General features: G+C 59.3%; 16 protein-coding genes. 9 read left to right on the top strand and 7 right to left on the bottom strand.

The window, feature by feature from the left end; all coding sequences use genetic code 11:
• The 4 genes from XH80_RS20200 to XH80_RS20215 form a co-directional block, all read right to left on the bottom strand.
• Positions 1–537, bottom strand: a complete 537-nt coding sequence (locus XH80_RS20200) for a hypothetical protein (RefSeq protein ID WP_271600076.1) — start codon at positions 535–537, stop codon at positions 1–3.
• Positions 538–570: 33 nt separating this feature from the next.
• Positions 571–1,464, bottom strand: coding sequence for a SctD/MshK family protein (locus tag XH80_RS20205; protein ID WP_271600077.1), 894 nt, complete (start codon positions 1,462–1,464; stop codon positions 571–573).
• A gap of 115 nt (positions 1,465–1,579) precedes the next feature.
• Positions 1,580–1,771, bottom strand: a complete 192-nt coding sequence (locus XH80_RS20210) for a hypothetical protein (protein ID WP_271600078.1) — start codon at positions 1,769–1,771, stop codon at positions 1,580–1,582.
• A gap of 42 nt (positions 1,772–1,813) precedes the next feature.
• A complete protein-coding gene (locus tag XH80_RS20215) occupies positions 1,814–2,122 on the bottom strand; it encodes a hypothetical protein (RefSeq protein WP_271600079.1) in 309 nt (102 codons plus the stop codon).
• Between the two features lie 916 nt (positions 2,123–3,038).
• Here XH80_RS20215 and XH80_RS20220 point away from each other — a divergent pair.
• A complete protein-coding gene (locus XH80_RS20220) occupies positions 3,039–4,493 on the top strand; it encodes a DUF1521 domain-containing protein (protein WP_271600080.1) in 1,455 nt (484 codons plus the stop codon).
• A gap of 684 nt (positions 4,494–5,177) precedes the next feature.
• Here the strand turns inward: XH80_RS20220 and XH80_RS20225 are convergent.
• The 3 genes from XH80_RS20225 to XH80_RS20235 form a co-directional block, all read right to left on the bottom strand.
• Positions 5,178–5,381 (bottom strand): hypothetical protein, encoded by a 204-nt coding sequence (locus tag XH80_RS20225; protein ID WP_011084616.1) that lies wholly within the window; start codon positions 5,379–5,381, stop codon positions 5,178–5,180.
• Between the two features lie 586 nt (positions 5,382–5,967).
• The gene (locus XH80_RS20230; protein ID WP_271600081.1) at positions 5,968–6,834 is read right to left on the bottom strand and encodes a hypothetical protein; all 867 of its coding nucleotides are present in this window, start codon (positions 6,832–6,834) and stop codon (positions 5,968–5,970) included.
• A gap of 297 nt (positions 6,835–7,131) precedes the next feature.
• Positions 7,132–7,824 (bottom strand): secretin N-terminal domain-containing protein, encoded by a 693-nt coding sequence (locus XH80_RS20235; RefSeq protein WP_271600173.1) that lies wholly within the window; start codon positions 7,822–7,824, stop codon positions 7,132–7,134.
• A gap of 182 nt (positions 7,825–8,006) precedes the next feature.
• Here XH80_RS20235 and XH80_RS20240 point away from each other — a divergent pair, with 182 nt between their 5' ends.
• From XH80_RS20240 to sctR, 8 genes are read left to right on the top strand one after another with little or no spacing between them, the layout of a single operon-like run.
• Entirely contained in the window at positions 8,007–8,507 is a 501-nt protein-coding gene (locus tag XH80_RS20240; protein WP_271600082.1) for a nodulation protein NolB, read from the top strand.
• Between the two features lie 8 nt (positions 8,508–8,515).
• A complete protein-coding gene (sctJ, locus tag XH80_RS20245; RefSeq protein ID WP_271600083.1) occupies positions 8,516–9,379 on the top strand; it encodes a type III secretion system inner membrane ring lipoprotein SctJ in 864 nt (287 codons plus the stop codon).
• 11 nt (positions 9,380–9,390) lie between these two features.
• Positions 9,391–10,029: a nodulation protein NolU gene (locus tag XH80_RS20250; protein WP_271600084.1), complete on the top strand. Its 639-nt coding sequence runs from the start codon at positions 9,391–9,393 to the stop codon at positions 10,027–10,029.
• Positions 10,026–10,646 (top strand): type III secretion system stator protein SctL, encoded by a 621-nt coding sequence (gene sctL / locus XH80_RS20255; RefSeq protein WP_271600085.1) that lies wholly within the window; start codon positions 10,026–10,028, stop codon positions 10,644–10,646. The genes XH80_RS20250 and sctL overlap by 4 nt, the downstream gene beginning before the upstream one ends.
• Positions 10,643–11,998: a type III secretion system ATPase SctN gene (gene sctN, locus XH80_RS20260; protein WP_271600086.1), complete on the top strand. Its 1,356-nt coding sequence runs from the start codon at positions 10,643–10,645 to the stop codon at positions 11,996–11,998. Before sctL ends, sctN begins: the two co-directional genes overlap by 4 nt.
• Positions 11,974–12,510 (top strand): hypothetical protein, encoded by a 537-nt coding sequence (locus XH80_RS20265; RefSeq protein ID WP_271600087.1) that lies wholly within the window; start codon positions 11,974–11,976, stop codon positions 12,508–12,510. The genes sctN and XH80_RS20265 overlap by 25 nt, the downstream gene beginning before the upstream one ends.
• On the top strand, positions 12,507–13,628 hold the full coding sequence (gene sctQ, locus XH80_RS20270; RefSeq protein WP_271600088.1) for a type III secretion system cytoplasmic ring protein SctQ: 1,122 nt from the start codon (positions 12,507–12,509) through the stop codon (positions 13,626–13,628). The genes XH80_RS20265 and sctQ overlap by 4 nt, the downstream gene beginning before the upstream one ends.
• Positions 13,621–14,286, top strand: coding sequence for a type III secretion system export apparatus subunit SctR (sctR, locus tag XH80_RS20275; RefSeq protein ID WP_271600089.1), 666 nt, complete (start codon positions 13,621–13,623; stop codon positions 14,284–14,286). Before sctQ ends, sctR begins: the two co-directional genes overlap by 8 nt.
• Position 14,287: the final 1 nt, after the last annotated feature.

The raw sequence follows: 14,287 nt of genomic DNA on the forward strand, positions 1-14,287 counted from the left end.
CTACCCCTTGACTAAGCTGTTTTGATTTTGTCGGAGCATCAATAATCGCTGCAGCTCCTGCTGCAGGATTCCCAAACACTCTCGCGCCGTCTCGTCTTCCGACGTCGCCTCCAATGTTCGCGTCAAGCGTTCCAGAAGAACACTATGCTTGTCAGCGCGCAGTACGTCGGGATGACGAAGGCGCGGAACAACGAAGGAGAGTAGTCCGCGGGACAGATTAGGACCATACAGCGAAGCCAATATCGCGCGTGGATCTACCTCATTCGCTCCTGCTTCGCTTTCGAATAAAGTGACGCGCGAGATGGCGCCGACGGCATCGACCCCGAGCGACGCTTCGGTCGCGCCATCAATTGGCAGATCCTGCGAAGCCGCATCTTGCCACGACGCCCGCTTCGCGCCGCTATCCGCATGGACGCCTCCGACTTCGAGCTTATCACCTCGCGAGGGAGGCGAGCCGATGACCGGTGCGTGCTGGCCCGCATCTAACCCCTGCGATGAGGTGCCGGGCCCTATAGAGTGCTGGGGCAGCCTAGCCATGGCCTTCTCCTTTGTTCTTGCAGGGTAGAGACCTTAATATGGCAACGCGGCAGATCGGCCGTTGCGGCTGAGCAGAACTCGTCCATCCTCGATTCGGTCAACGGTCCATCCATTACTTAAGAGCGCGCCGACGAAATACTTCTGCCCGGCAATAAGCAGATAAGGGTCGCTTCCGCGCCAGACCGCTTGGACAGCAATCGAAGACGGCATCTTTTCCTCTTTCACCGTGACAGCATTCACAAGGGTCGGGATACCGTTGGTTTGACGATCGAACCATTGCTGGATTTCTTTCCATTTCGCGACGAGGTCCGGCGCAATCGTTCCTTCCGCGGTCACGACGCCGGGACCGTGCCCGATCTTGACGTCAAGAAGGCCCTCTCGTTCGATCTGTTGGCGCAGTGATGCGGCCATGTCATTAGCAGCTCTTGCGTCAAAATGTTCGACGGTTGGTTTAGCGGCAATTTCGACCGCGCGCGATGATTCGGTGCTTGGCGCCACCACTCTGTCGCCGGGGGCAAAGATGATTGAGACGGTGCCGATCGCGACAGAGCTGAGCAAGATCAGGCTGAGTGCCACGATCGAGTTGCGAGATCTCTTGCTCGAAGCAATTGGCTGGAAATCCTCTGCCGACCAGCGGATGGACATCGCGCCGGCATGAATGATCGCGGGAAGCGGCACTCTGACGCGCTCACCTGCAGCAACGCTAGCGTGACCGTCAATGCTGATTTTGGCAGCGAGCGCTTCGACCTCGATCGAATCGCTCAGCGCGATGATGCGGAGGTGATGCAGCTCGAGGCCTTGTTCAACGAAGATCATGTCGGCATCGAGGCCGCTGCCTACAATGCTCTCGCCGCCCGCCGTCTTTCCTTTGAGCCCGGTATAGAGCCCCGAAAGCACCTCGAACTCGAGCGAAATAGAGTCGTTCACGATAATCTCCTGAATAACGAGAGAAGCCGTACGGCAGTGCCGTACGGCTCATCCAGAGTTCGTCATTCACGGCGCGGCGACGGTAGCAACTCGGTGAGCCACCCGTCTTGCAGAATTACTGGACGCGCTCGTCGGCGACCTTTTTCTCGGACGAGAGTTCGGTCGTAATTCTGCGCATTGCCACGGCCTGGGCCTGAACCTTCTGGCTCACACGCTCGAATTCAGCCATCTGGTTCTGGAAACCCGAATCGCCGCTTTGCTGAACACCAGCAGCGCCGCCATTTCCGCCAACATTGTCAACCGCCATGTCTATTTACCTTTCTTTTAGGATAACCCTGGTTCTGATTTGTTACGAGATGCGGGCCGGCGAAACGATCGCAGGAATGGAAAGGAACATGGGCGTACCGCCGAGCGTGCTGAGCCCGAGGTTCAGCTCCGGGCTCTTGCAGGCAGTCTCGGGCTTGGGTTGCAACTCGGTCTCTTCGCCGGTGCCTTTGTGGTCTTCGGCCTTATCCCGGTGACCCTCGTCGGGCACCAAGGTGTGGACCACCTTGTCAAAGACCTTGTCCACGGTCCCGCCGAGTGCCGAACCAATTGCCGCTCCGGCCGGGCCGCCAAGGTAACCGCCGGCGGCGCTTCCAATCATTTCTCCGATCATTGCGTTCTCCTATGCTCGTCTTGTTGCGCAGACGACTGCTCGCCTAGCTTCAGCGGCCTCATGCTAGGGGCGCGAGCTTTCGAAAAGCTGACGAACCTCACGTTGAGGCGAGTTGGCTGATATTTTGCGGCAGGCTTGCACCTGCTCGCAATCATCGGATCGCCCTGTCGTTCCCAGCGGCGCCTATAGCTGGATTTGATGAAGGCGAGTTGAGCCGTGCTTAGCTGTGCGTTCAGGAATGATTTGACCTGGCGGAGCCTGCGCAGGCGCGTGGCTTGCAGGGTGGAGCGCGCAAGCGGGATAAGGTCATCGAGCCGTGCGGATCTCAGCCCTCGCTTGTCCCGTTTGGCTAAGATGGCGGCTTGCGAAGCTCACCTTTCGCGAAGTCTTGATGCCTGGGAAAATGGTTGCAGCGCGAGTTCAAGCTGTTGATCGCTCCTCGCAGATGATGTGCACCTCCGGTGGGAGCGCTGATTGCGGTGAGGATGAGATGATTGGCTGATAACCGGCAAACGTCGCGTCATTTGCCGTCAAAGGCATGGGAGCACCGTTGGTACCAGACGAGTCTTGCCATGAGCAATATTAAAGCTTGCGATACGTTCAGCGAAGGATGCGTTTCGGAAATCCGATCGATGCCAAATTGCGTGCGGCTTGGCTCGCTGATCATCGTCAGCTTTTCGACAGGTATTCGGGCTACCGTATCTGTGAGTTGAATGCGCGTGATGTGCTCGTGCGGTTACGGTGATGGGGCGAGAGGATCTCAAAAGGGCTGCCGGTTCTGGCAAGGGGATTAGTCGTTCGTTCGGATGAGCTAATCAGGCACTCTCAAGCAGATCTGAAGCGGCGGATCTTAGGTAACTATGCGCGTAACGCTCGCAGTTTTACAGATTTCGTCTATGCAACAGGAGTGAACTAAATGCAGTATCTTCCAGTGGCCGGCCTGCCAGTGGTGGGCGCGCCCGACTCGATGAACGGAGTGGCGCCGGAGGGCGCTGTTGTCCCTCCCGCCTTCAACGCCATGTTGGGGCAATATGCTCCGGCGAGCTACCAGTACTTGCCGGTAGCCTCACCAGCCCTCGTCGGTTCGGCCGTTGGGAGTGTCGTTCCGGTCGTCGTGACGCCAGCGGTCGTTACGACGCAGGCGTACATGATGGCGCCTCCTCCTCCGACCATGCTGATGAGCCAGCTGAATCAGAATGCCGAGCCTGCTGTGGATCCGGTGTGGACGCATGAGGTTAAGGATGGCAAGGCCACGATCAACCTTGGGGACAAGTATACGATTACAGCCAATGAGAAGGATGGCACGTGGACCGTCCGCAACAACCAGACCGGCCATGTCACGGTTATTCATGGCGACCCGCACGTTGATGCCGACGGAGACGGAAAGGATGACTTCGATTTCAAGAAGGATATGACGTTTCAGCTCGACGACGGCACGAAGATTACTGTCAATAATGTCGACTACGGCAATGGCCAGGCCATCTCTTCAAAGCTTACGATTACGAACGGCCACAACGCGATCGTTGTCGAGGGGCTCGGCGACGACAAGGATGGCAAAAACAATCTGAGGGTGACGCAGTCCAACGCTGGGATGACCCTTGACGAGTTGACGTCAGATGGTGCCCAAACGATCCATGAGAGTGGACAGGGATGGGTCGATGGCGCCGGACGCGCCGTGAATCAGGCGAGTATCGACGACGGCGAGCAGGGGCGCGGGCCGGGCAACTACCAGTATGCAAGCGGAGCGCCTGCCTCTACGGCCCCCGTCTTCTTCGTTCCTCCTCCGCCGCCGCCTCTTGCGATGGTGCCTGTTGCGGCTGCCCAGGTGCCCACGCAGTCTTCTCAGCCGGCGCCAGTGTGGTCACATGAGGTCAGGGACGGCAAGGCTGAGATCAAGCTTGGTGATAAGTATTCGATCTCGGTCGACGAAAATGACGGAACAGTGCTCATTCGGAACAAGCAAACAGGCAAAATCACCTCGATTAAAGGCGATCCCCATGTCGATGCCGACGGTGACGGCAAGGTCGACTTTGACTTCAAGAAGAACATGACTTTCCAGCTCGACGACGGCACGAAGATTACTGTTGACACCGTTGATATCGGCAAGGGCAAAACGATGGCCTCGAAGCTGACCATTACTAACGGCGACAATGCCATGGTCGTCGAAGGGCTTGGAGACCGTTTTGACGGTAAGAATAATCTCAAGGTGACGCAGTCGAATGCGGGCCGTACGCTTGATCAGTTGACTTCGGACGGAGCCCAGACGATTTATGAACAACCAGGCTCGGGCTGGGTTGACCGGTCTGGACGCCAGGTGAACCAGGAAATCATCGACAGCAATGAGAATCCAGGCACAACGTCGGATGCTTGAGTTGTCCTGAAGCCCGGCTGGTACTGCGCAGCGGTTCCAGCTTATGGGATAAGTCACTGAAGTGGGCGCTAGCGCCCGCTTTTCGTGTTCGGTGAGGGAGATGAAGATACTAGGTGCGGCGGCCTCGATGAGGATCTTAGCTCTTAGTCTAGCGCGATCGGGGCAGTCTGAGCTTTGGCGCCAATCGTACCGACAAATACGCCCATAACTCAGGATCAGGCAGCAGCAACATGCCTCGATGCTGAGGGGTAGCGGTCCCCGGAGTTCTGCAGATATGGGCGCAGCGAGCGCCAAGTCTGCCTATGTTACGGAAAATCTCAGAGGATCTCTCTAGACTAGCGCACGGTCTCGCGGGCGGCTGCAGATCCAATCGAGGATAGCTAGCTGACGAAGTTCATCGGCGGGGAGCGCTCGGGCTCGCTTGGAACGTCTGTCGCCCTGGCTAAAGAGCGTTCCTGATGAACCCTCATCGAAGAATATGGGACACGGCGGCATGAGCAAGTCGCTGCGGCGTCTTCCGATAGTTGCGAGGCCCCGCGGACCGCACCGCACCGCCTGCCTGGAGGATCACCTAAGACGGTCTAGCGGAGCTGCTGTCGCCAAGTCCGCCTGCTTCACCCGATCGTATTCGGTTCGGCTTGCCGTCCGGCAGATACTCCCTGTGCGCATCTGATAATCCGGCCTTCAGCCATCATCTAGCTCGCTCATAGCGTCATCCATGTCTGACTGGGTATCGCTTATGACCTGGGTAGCGACGGCAACTAGAGCTTTTTCGAAGGCCCGCTGCAACAATGCTGCGTGCGAGTTGTCGCCGCCGTTCGCGGCGTTATCGGTGTTTGTGCCAGCGTCTGGCGCCGTTGCTGCGATATCGGCTGCGCCTGTGTCCATGTCATACAACTCAGATAGCGGCGCTGCCGCGAGATGACCTATTCCTATCGTGCTAGCAGGGGCAGCTTGCAAGAAGCTGACGAAGAGCGAGGCCGGATTGATGCCGCGTTTGTGCCCTCAGTGATCTCAGGTGGTCCGGTGTTTTGGAGTTTTGTGGGCAAAGAACTGTGCTGGTTCTAACAACCGGTATGTTGAAGGTACTCAGGGGGCCGGTCATACCCTGACTATCCTGATCCGCAACGCGCTTACCTTCATCTCGACGACATGGATCGTCTCGCGGCCCTTTTAAATCGCAGGGTGACTCGCAGAGCTCGCGCGCGAGACGCGCTTTTGCAGCAATGCCTTTCTCCGCCGGCGTTCTGGTCTCACCGAACTATATGAAAAACCATTTCATGCATCCGGCTCGCGTGGTCGTCGACTTGACCGTTGCCCTCGAGCGAGTTGGTCTGGCACTTATGAAGTGGTCTGATAACAGAAGCGTGGCCGCGGAATAGCCGCTGGGAAGGCCTCTCGGCACGTGTCCTACCATCCGGAAGGCCGGTGCCGGCCCCGCGGAGATGGCCCTGCCGCTGCTCGGCTGCAGCTGTTAGCGGAACGGCGGATCTTCCGCGTCCTCAGGTTGGTCTTGCTCTCCCTCTTCAGGCCAAAGGGCCGGATCTCGCGAGGGCGTGAGACGAATGAAGTTCTCCTCTCTCCATTCGGCGGTATGAGGCACGCCGAGCATGGTGAAGACTGTTGCCGGGTGGTCCTTGCTCGGCTTCACTCCGCTTCGCTCCAGCATGTCGATCTGAGCGCCTGTGGCTGTTTGACCCGTAAACACCCAATAGTCCTTGGCGAAATGTCCGTCCCGCATGCGGAACCCGGAAAGTTCTGGTGGAGCTTCGGACGACCCAGGTTGGGGCGGTCCCGCCTGCAATGGCCGGGCATGGGAGGGGCCGGCGTGCGGCGGCTCATCCTGAAAAGGGGCGGTGCGCGACGGTCCTGCATGCGATGTCCCCGCTTGAGGCTCACCGGGCCGTGGCTCGGCTTCCGATGGGCCGACATCCAGAGTCTGCCATATCACATCTTGATCGAAGCCGGGATGTTCCTCGATCGCCTGAGCTATGGCCTGCGGCGAGAGATGCTGCGGGCCGTTGTCCGGCTCTGGCGCAGCGACGGCCGCAGGCGCGGCATAGAGATTATCCTGCCAACCCGAGTCTGGCCCAACGGGATCCGCTAAATCTGGGTAAGGCGGATAGAGGTGTCCAGTATCCAAGTATGGAGAGTAGGGATGACCCGCGTCCAGATAGGGTGAATAACCCTCGCCCTGCAGCACTGGATGGGCGACTCCCTGCGCCGAAGCGGCAGCCTCTGAACCGTTGAGCTGCTGCTCGAACTCAATTGCATCTGTAGCTGTCGGTGCTGTGTCGGGCTCCGGGCTCGTATTCGCCGGGGCGACTGCATTGAAATCCACTGTTTCTCCTCCAACTGATGACGCGCATCGAGCTATGCGAAGCCTCAGCTAGCTTGGAAGCACGCGTGCGGAGGCCCGCATTGATCTTTAATGCCCCGCACTGCGTGAAGGCAGCGCTACCCAATTTCCCTCGAGCATCCGGTCTCTGATCCATCTATCGGGCTGCCACAAGCAGGCAGCCGTCAAGACCTCGCAGGCTCATGCTGGGGGCTTTAGCTTTCGAAAAGCTGACGATCGGATGAATATAGGTCGCCGGACGGACCGACTTCACTCGGAGCGGTCTTGCATCTTCGACCATCACTTCTGGCCTGGACCGGCTTCGCGCAAAGCGCCTCCATGATGCGCCGTTTCGGGAGAAGCTTCCGGCCGCCCGTCCCGTAAGACCGTGCTCGAGGAGCCGCGAAACAACATCAATACCGACTCGTGTTGGGACCTCTCGGCGGCGGGACTGCGCCGGGCCTGCGCTTCCGCCACAAGGCCCTTAAGGGTCTGGTCCACCAGCGCAACAAATCTGGGTGGGCCAGAAGCAAGGATGAGGCCCTCTCCCGGGGCCGGTTTCACGATATAGCGCTCATCCGAGATGTTGAGCGCCTCGAGCGCGGACTTGAGCGCATCGAAGCTGATTGGGTTCAATACAATGAGCCGGCTTTGCGCCTCTTGGGCGCCGGAGATGTAAAGGACAAGTCCGTCATAATACCACTGGAGATTGTACAGGGCAGTCAAACGGTCAAGGAATTCTCGTGGCGGCAGGTCCGGCATCCGTCCACGAATCCGGCCCCTGACCTCGGCGCTGACATTGACCCTGATATTGAGATTGTTTCCGAACTCTTGCAGCGCCGCAGCAAGATCCTGATCGAGAACGGTGTAGCTATAAGGGGCGGGCGGCAGCGAAAGGGATGCAGCAGACGTGTGCAAAATTCCGCCACAGATGAGAACGCCGGCACAAAGAATTCTTTTTAAGATATGTACCACCGTGCACCGCGCGAGCATTCCTTGACGCCTTCCGCTCATCATGAAGTTGGAGTTTCGTCGCAGCTTGGAAGCCAAACGTGATCTTTAGATGACCAAGTCAACCTGATCTCCGTCAGGTTTTCGTCAGCTCAGCAGCCTATGAACTTGATCGGTTCATCGGCTAAAGCCTAGGTCATCATACCAGCACAATGACGCACTCCATGTTGTTAGGCGCAACGCCGATCCCGCCCAATTCAGCCGGTTGTCTTTCCGGCGCCTGCTCTCCGGCAGCTGCTGGCGAGCAGGCGCGTTTCGAGCAGTACCTGGCGCAAGTACCTCCCAATCAGGGGTCTGCTTTCCCGCCCGCGAACCCGCCCGCAGCGGCTCCGCCGATATTGGAGGTCCAACGCACGAATGTGCTGGCAAGTCCGCCGGGTGACCGAATCCTCCAAACCCTTTCCGGCATCTACCAGGCTCGAGCCGTTTCTCCGGCGATTGCGCCGGCTGCCGTACATGGGGTGCAGCCTGGACCGGCTGCGCAGCCACTTTTGCCGGCGGATAACGCCGGTGCCCATGCGGCTGTTAAGCCGGTTGGAGCTGATTTCGAATCGATGATGACGAATTTACGAGACGTCTACAAAGACGTTATTCAGGTTTCCCTCGTCTCCAAGGGCACCAGCGCTGTCAGCTCGTCGCTAAACAAGCTGCTATCGGCCGGCTGAGTAAGCTGATGACTGGCGATACGAAGAGGGGTAGCTGCGGCGGCCGTCAATCGTGGCGGCGGCTTCGCGTGTTTCTTGCTATGCCCCTTCTCCTCTCGCTGATCGGCTGTAAGACCGATCTCTACACCAAAATTCAGGAGCGCGAGGCTAATGAGATGCTGGCGCTTCTCCTTGGCAAGGGCGTTGATGCTGTCCGTGTTGTCGCCAAGGACGGAACCAGCACAATCCAGGTCGAGGAAAAGCAGCTCGCTTATTCGATTGACCTGCTCAATGTTGAGGGGCTGCCGCGCCAATCCTTCAAGAATCTCGGCGAAGTGTTCAAGGGATCGGGCCTCGTTGCCTCGCCGATTGAGGAGCGGGCACGATACGTTTATGCTCTAAGTGAAGAATTGTCGCGCACGATCAGCGATATAGATGGCGTCCTTTCAGCACGCGTTCACGTGGTTCTGCCGAAGAACGACTTGTTGCGGCAAGATGCGACCCCGTCCTCGGCATCGGTCTTCATTCGACATGGCTCCAGTGCGAGGCTTTCGGCTCTATTGCCGCAGATCAAGATGCTCGTCGCAAACAGCATTGAAGGGCTGTCCTATGACAAGGTCGCCGTTGTCTTCGTGCCGGTCGAGCGCGCTCCAGTCGAGCAGTCTGCCGGTCCGGGAGTTCCTGTGGCTCGGTCAGCAAGAGCCGGCTCATCGCCGTTACTTGCGCTTGCTGTAGGAGGCGTCGGAGCGGTATTCGGCATCGTCGCTTGCGTATTGCTGGGCCCGCGCATGCGTCAGTTTGGAAAATCATCGCGTAAGCTGAGCGTATTCGGTAAGGGCTCGCGTGTGTCTGCTGACCAAGCGGCGGGCAAGATGATTGCTGATGCGTCATAGTCTGGACGCTCATGCCGCCATCAATGTCAACCACAGCCACAAAACCCAATCGCTCGTTCACGCTCGCAGCCGATCGGCTGCGCGAGCTTGCTGCCTCGGCCGATCCCGGTCGCTTCGCCGGGCTTCTTGACCCGCTGCTTTCGCCTTCCACTTTGGCTCGGCTACAGCAGAGTGCCAGGCTACAGCCAAGGCTCGCCGAACTGCTTTTGGGCAGCAGGGGGGAGGTGAGCTGCGCCGACTGGAGCGAAGATGCTCTCCTGGGGCATGATCCGCGGCGGGCCGCGCTGCTCGCGGGCGGCATTTGGCATGCACGCTCCATCCTCAAGCTGGTCTCCAGGCACGATCTGCCTGTGTTGGTGGAGTTGATCGGTGCCGAGGCGCATGCTTTCGCAGTCCGGCATTTATCCTGCGCCGTCGCAACGGCCGAGACCGCCGATCCACAGCAATTGTCCCGACAGATCGAATATGACGGGCATGCTTGTCTCGGCGCTTGGCTCGAAGAGACTTCATCGCTTGCTCGTATCCGCGTGCTTCTACGCTTGCCCGTTGGGACGGCCGCCGAGAGCTCAACTGCCGAGCATCGTAGCGCAGCAGGCCCGCTGCTTTCCCTCGTCATGGCTCATTTGCGCACTGAGGATGCTGGGGCATGACGGCCGATGCCCTCTCACCACCCGCGGCGCCGAAGATTCGGGCTCTTGGACCGCTGATCCCAGCTGCGCAGCTTGAGATCTGGCACGATGCCGTACAGGCGTTGGCCGCTGCCGAGCGGCATCTGCAGCGGGTTCGAGGGTGGGCACGCCAGGCTTATGAGCGGGAACGTGCGCGGGGCCGCGCCGAGGGTGCAAAGGCTGGCGCAGAGGAAATGGCCCGGCTGATTGCGCAGGCGACTTGTGAACTGGCCCAACGCAAGGCGGTTCTGGAGCGGGAATTGCCGCAACTGGTCTTTGAGATCGTTCGCGATCTGCTTGGCGCATTTGACTCGGGCAAGATGCTGGTCCAGTGCGTTCGTCATGCCCTCGAGCAAAGATATAAAAGCACGGAGGTCTGCCTTCACGTATCCCCACTGAAAGCCGACCTACTAGCCAGTGAGTTCAAGGAGTATGACGGACTTGAGGGCCGGCCGAAGGTCAGGATTGAGGCGGATCCGGCGCTGAGCGCGGACCAATGCGTCTTATGGAGCGAGTTTGGCAACGTCGATCTTGGGCTTGCTGCGCAGCTGCGCGCGCTGCGCCTCGGCTTTGGCTTGGTGGAGGAAGCTGAATCGTGACCGTGCAACGACCAACCCATCATGCCGCGGCCGCAGAAGGAACTGTAAAGGCCGCACTCTCATCCTTAAGATCTTCCGCCAAGGACATCGATACACGCGCTGTCCGCGGCCGGATCACGCGGGCCGTGGGCACGCTGCTGCACGCCGTCCTACCGGAGGCCAGGGTCGGAGAACTATGCTTATTGCAGGATCCTCGCAGCGGATGGTCGCTCGAGGCCGAGGTGATCGGTCTGTTGCCGGATGGGGTGTTACTCACGCCCATCGGAGACATGGTGGGGCTGTCCAATCGCGCGGAGGTGGTGACGACCGGGCGAATGCAGGAAGTAGCTGCTGGCCCCGATTTGCTCGGCCGCGTGATCGACAGTTTTGGCCGGCCGCTCGACGGCAAGGGCCCCATAAAAGCCGGCGAAGCCAGGCCGCTGCGCGGCAGGGCGCCTAATCCGATGAAACGGCGCGGGATTGAACAGCCGTTCCCGCTCGGCGTCCGTGTCCTGGATGGTCTTCTCACATGCGGAGAAGGTCAGCGGATCGGAATCTATGGTGATGCCGGTTGTGGCAAGTCGACGCTGATGTCGCAAATCGTAAGAGGCGCAGCGGCCGACGTCACTATCGTTGCGCTGATCGGCGAGCGCGGTCGAGAGGTGCGTGAATTCATCGAACGTCATCTTGGCGAAGCCCTTCACCGTTCCGTGGTTGTGGTGGAGACCTCCGACCGTTCGGCGATGGAGCGGGCCCAATGCGCCCACATGGCGACAGCGCTAGCCGAATATTTTCGTGACCAGGGCCTTCGCGTCGTTCTGATGATGGATTCTTTGACGCGCTTTAGCCGCGCCATGCGTGAAATCGGCCTTGCCGCAGGAGAGCCGCCGACGCGGCGCGGATTTCCGCCATCCGTTTTTGCGCTGTTGCCGGGCTTGTTGGAGCGCGCCGGCATGGGCGAGCAAGGCTCCATTACGGCCTTCTATACCGTGCTTGTCGAAGGTGATGGCACGGGTGATCCAATAGCGGAAGAATCACGCGGCATCCTTGATGGGCACATCATTCTCTCGCGCGCGCTGGCCTCTCGGGAGCATTTTCCGGCTATCGATGTGCTGTCGAGCCGTAGCCGCGTCATGGATGCGATCGTGTCCGTGCCACATCGCAAGGCGGCATCCTTCTTCCGTGATCTGCTCTCTCGTTACGCTGAGGCCGAGTTCTTGATCAAGGTGGGTGAATACAAGCAAGGCTCTGACCCGCTGACCGATCGGGCGATCGCCTCGATCGAGCAGCTGCGGGCCTTTCTGCGCCAGGGACAGGGTGAGGCGTGCAGCTTTGAGGAGACGGTCGCATGGATATCGCGTTTGACCGCCTAAGTCCCGCTCACGCCTCAAAGCTGCGGCTCGTAAAGGACATGCGGGAGCGAAGCGCCATTCGTGAATTGTCTGACATGGAAGCCAAGCGCCACCTCGCGACTCAAGCTGTCCAACAAGCTTCCGAGCACCTTGCACTTGCCGAAGAGCGCCGCGCAAAGGTCGAGGCGGAGCTCTATCGGGAGATGCTCGCAGCCGATGCGATATCTGTGTGCGAACTGCAGCGGCGCTATCATCTCATCGTCGGGCGACTCACAGAAGAGATCACAGCGGCGCAGCGCGCTCTTGACAAGGCCCGTGCTACTCAAGACCAAGCTGAGGCTGCGGTTCTCGAGGCGAGGGCCGTTTGGACCAGGCGTTCAGCGGCGAGCCAGAAATGGCGTGAGATCGATCAGGACGTTCGGCGCATCACGAATGCTCATTTCGAAGCCGCCGCCGAAATCGAAGCCGATGATGAAGTCTTGCCCCGTTACCGGCGAGGCCCATCAGGGCAGACGGGAGGTGAGCCAGCATGATCGCAGATCCTCTCCCGCGCGAGCTAGCGGCCTGCGGCGCGGAAGCCGCACCGGCAGCATATCGGCCGGCTGAGCCCGCAGCCTTCATGCCGGCGCTGATCCTCTCGCGCGCCGTAGCCTCGTGGCTTAACGAGGTCGCAGCGTTGCGTGCGCATGTACAAGGTATCCTCGGCGAGAAGCCGCTCTCTGTGCGCGTGAGCCGAACCGTCTGGCAGGCGGAGCCGGCTGCGACGTCGATGCTTGACTGCGTCTTCGAAGTAGAGGGTGAAACCTTGATCCTGTCCTTGCCAGGTAAGCTTGCGGAAGCGCTGGTCGGGACCGTGCAGGATGGGCTTACCTTGCCTTCTGAGCCGACACGTTCGCTGGTCCTGGAACTTGCGCTTGAACCCTTGCTTGCTTCGCTGGAAAGAATGACGCAGCGGAATTTGCGGCTTGTTCGCACCGAGGAAGCGCGGAGCACGAGGCCTTATCTCGAACTTGACATCGCCTATGGTGAGCTCGCCAGCAAGGCTCGGATGCTTCTATTCTCGCCACTCGACGGTCCCGTTCCGCTGGCTTTCACGGTCCTCGGCGAACTGCTCGGCCGATTACCGCGACAGACGGCCAGGCTGCTTTCAGAGTTCCCCGTCATCGTTGCAGGCCATATCGGTTCGCTCCGCGTCGCGATCGGCGTTCTTCGCCAAGCAGAGCAAGGCGACGCGCTGCTCCCGGACGCAATTCCACTCGCGCAAGGCCAGATCATTCTCGCTGCAGACCGATTGTGGGCCCCTGCAGAGGTCGGCGGCGACAGGCTGGTGCTGCGAGGCCCATTCCGCTTGCGATCCAACCCCCTAAAAAGTGAAGATGTGATGCCCCAAAGCCCGTTGCAACAGCAGTCCCCGTCAGAGGCGGATATCGACAGCATCGAGATCACACTCGTATTCGAATGTGGCCGCTGGCCGATGCCGTTGGGAACCTTACGAACCATCAACGAAGGCCACGTGTTCGAACTTGGCCGGCCTCTTGATGGGCCGGTCGATATCGTTGCCAACGGCCAACGTATCGGCCGGGGCGACATCGTGCGGATCGGCGACGAGCTGGCCGTCAGGTTGCGCGGCAGGTTGGCGCTTAATGACTGAGATTCCACCCAGCATCCTTGCGCTTCTTGCGATAACCGTCGGCCTTGGCCTCCTGGCCTTCGTTGTCGTCACAACGACCGCCTTTATCAAGGTCTCGGTTGTTCTATTCCTCGTGCGCAATGCGCTTGGGACTCAATCGATCCCGCCGAACATCGTCCTTTACGGAGCGGCACTGATCCTGACCGTCTTCATCAGCGCTCCGGTCTTCGAGCAGACGTATAACCGCCTTACCGATCCGCAACTTCGCTACCAGAGTTTCGATGACTGGGTGACGGCCGCCAAAGAGGGACAGGAGCCGCTGCGTGCTCATCTGAAGAAATTCACCAATGACGAGCAGCGCCGCTTCTTCCTGTCGTCCACCGAACATGTCTGGTCGGAGGAGATGCGCGGCAGCGTAACGGCAGATGATTTCTCAATTCTTGTACCATCGTTTTTGATTTCCGAACTCAAGCGTGGGTTCGAAATCGGCTTTCTTCTCTATCTTCCCTTCATCACGATCGATCTGATCGTCACGACGATTTTAATGGCCATGGGTATGTCGATGGTGTCTCCCACGGTGATATCTGTCCCTTTCAAGCTATTTTTGTTCGTCACTATCGACGGCTGGTCACGTCTCATGCACGGGCTGGTACTAAGCTACTCGACTCCAGGAGGTTGAC

The sequence above is a fragment of the Bradyrhizobium sp. CCBAU 45384 genome (genome assembly GCF_028128665.1).
Taxonomy (GTDB): Bacteria; Pseudomonadota; Alphaproteobacteria; order Rhizobiales; family Xanthobacteraceae; genus Bradyrhizobium; species Bradyrhizobium manausense.

Bases quoted from the DNA above. Each gene is read 5' to 3' on its own strand.
- XH80_RS20240 (WP_271600082.1), top strand. From the start codon at position 8,007: ATGTTGTTAGGCGCAACGCCGATCCCGCCCAATTCAGCCGGTTGTCTT.
- XH80_RS20235 (WP_271600173.1), bottom strand. From the start codon at position 7,824: ATGCTCGCGCGGTGCACGGTGGTACATATCTTAAAAAGAATTCTTTGT.
- XH80_RS20210 (WP_271600078.1), bottom strand. From the start codon at position 1,771: ATGGCGGTTGACAATGTTGGCGGAAATGGCGGCGCTGCTGGTGTTCAG.
- XH80_RS20265 (WP_271600087.1), top strand. From the start codon at position 11,974: ATGGATATCGCGTTTGACCGCCTAAGTCCCGCTCACGCCTCAAAGCTG.
- sctJ (WP_271600083.1), top strand. From the start codon at position 8,516: ATGACTGGCGATACGAAGAGGGGTAGCTGCGGCGGCCGTCAATCGTGG.
- sctQ (WP_271600088.1), top strand. From the start codon at position 12,507: ATGATCGCAGATCCTCTCCCGCGCGAGCTAGCGGCCTGCGGCGCGGAA.
- XH80_RS20250 (WP_271600084.1), top strand. From the start codon at position 9,391: ATGCCGCCATCAATGTCAACCACAGCCACAAAACCCAATCGCTCGTTC.
- sctR (WP_271600089.1), top strand. From the start codon at position 13,621: ATGACTGAGATTCCACCCAGCATCCTTGCGCTTCTTGCGATAACCGTC.
- sctL (WP_271600085.1), top strand. From the start codon at position 10,026: ATGACGGCCGATGCCCTCTCACCACCCGCGGCGCCGAAGATTCGGGCT.
- XH80_RS20215 (WP_271600079.1), bottom strand. From the start codon at position 2,122: ATGATCGGAGAAATGATTGGAAGCGCCGCCGGCGGTTACCTTGGCGGC.
- XH80_RS20200 (WP_271600076.1), bottom strand. From the start codon at position 537: ATGGCTAGGCTGCCCCAGCACTCTATAGGGCCCGGCACCTCATCGCAG.
- XH80_RS20220 (WP_271600080.1), top strand. From the start codon at position 3,039: ATGCAGTATCTTCCAGTGGCCGGCCTGCCAGTGGTGGGCGCGCCCGAC.
- XH80_RS20225 (WP_011084616.1), bottom strand. From the start codon at position 5,381: ATGGACACAGGCGCAGCCGATATCGCAGCAACGGCGCCAGACGCTGGC.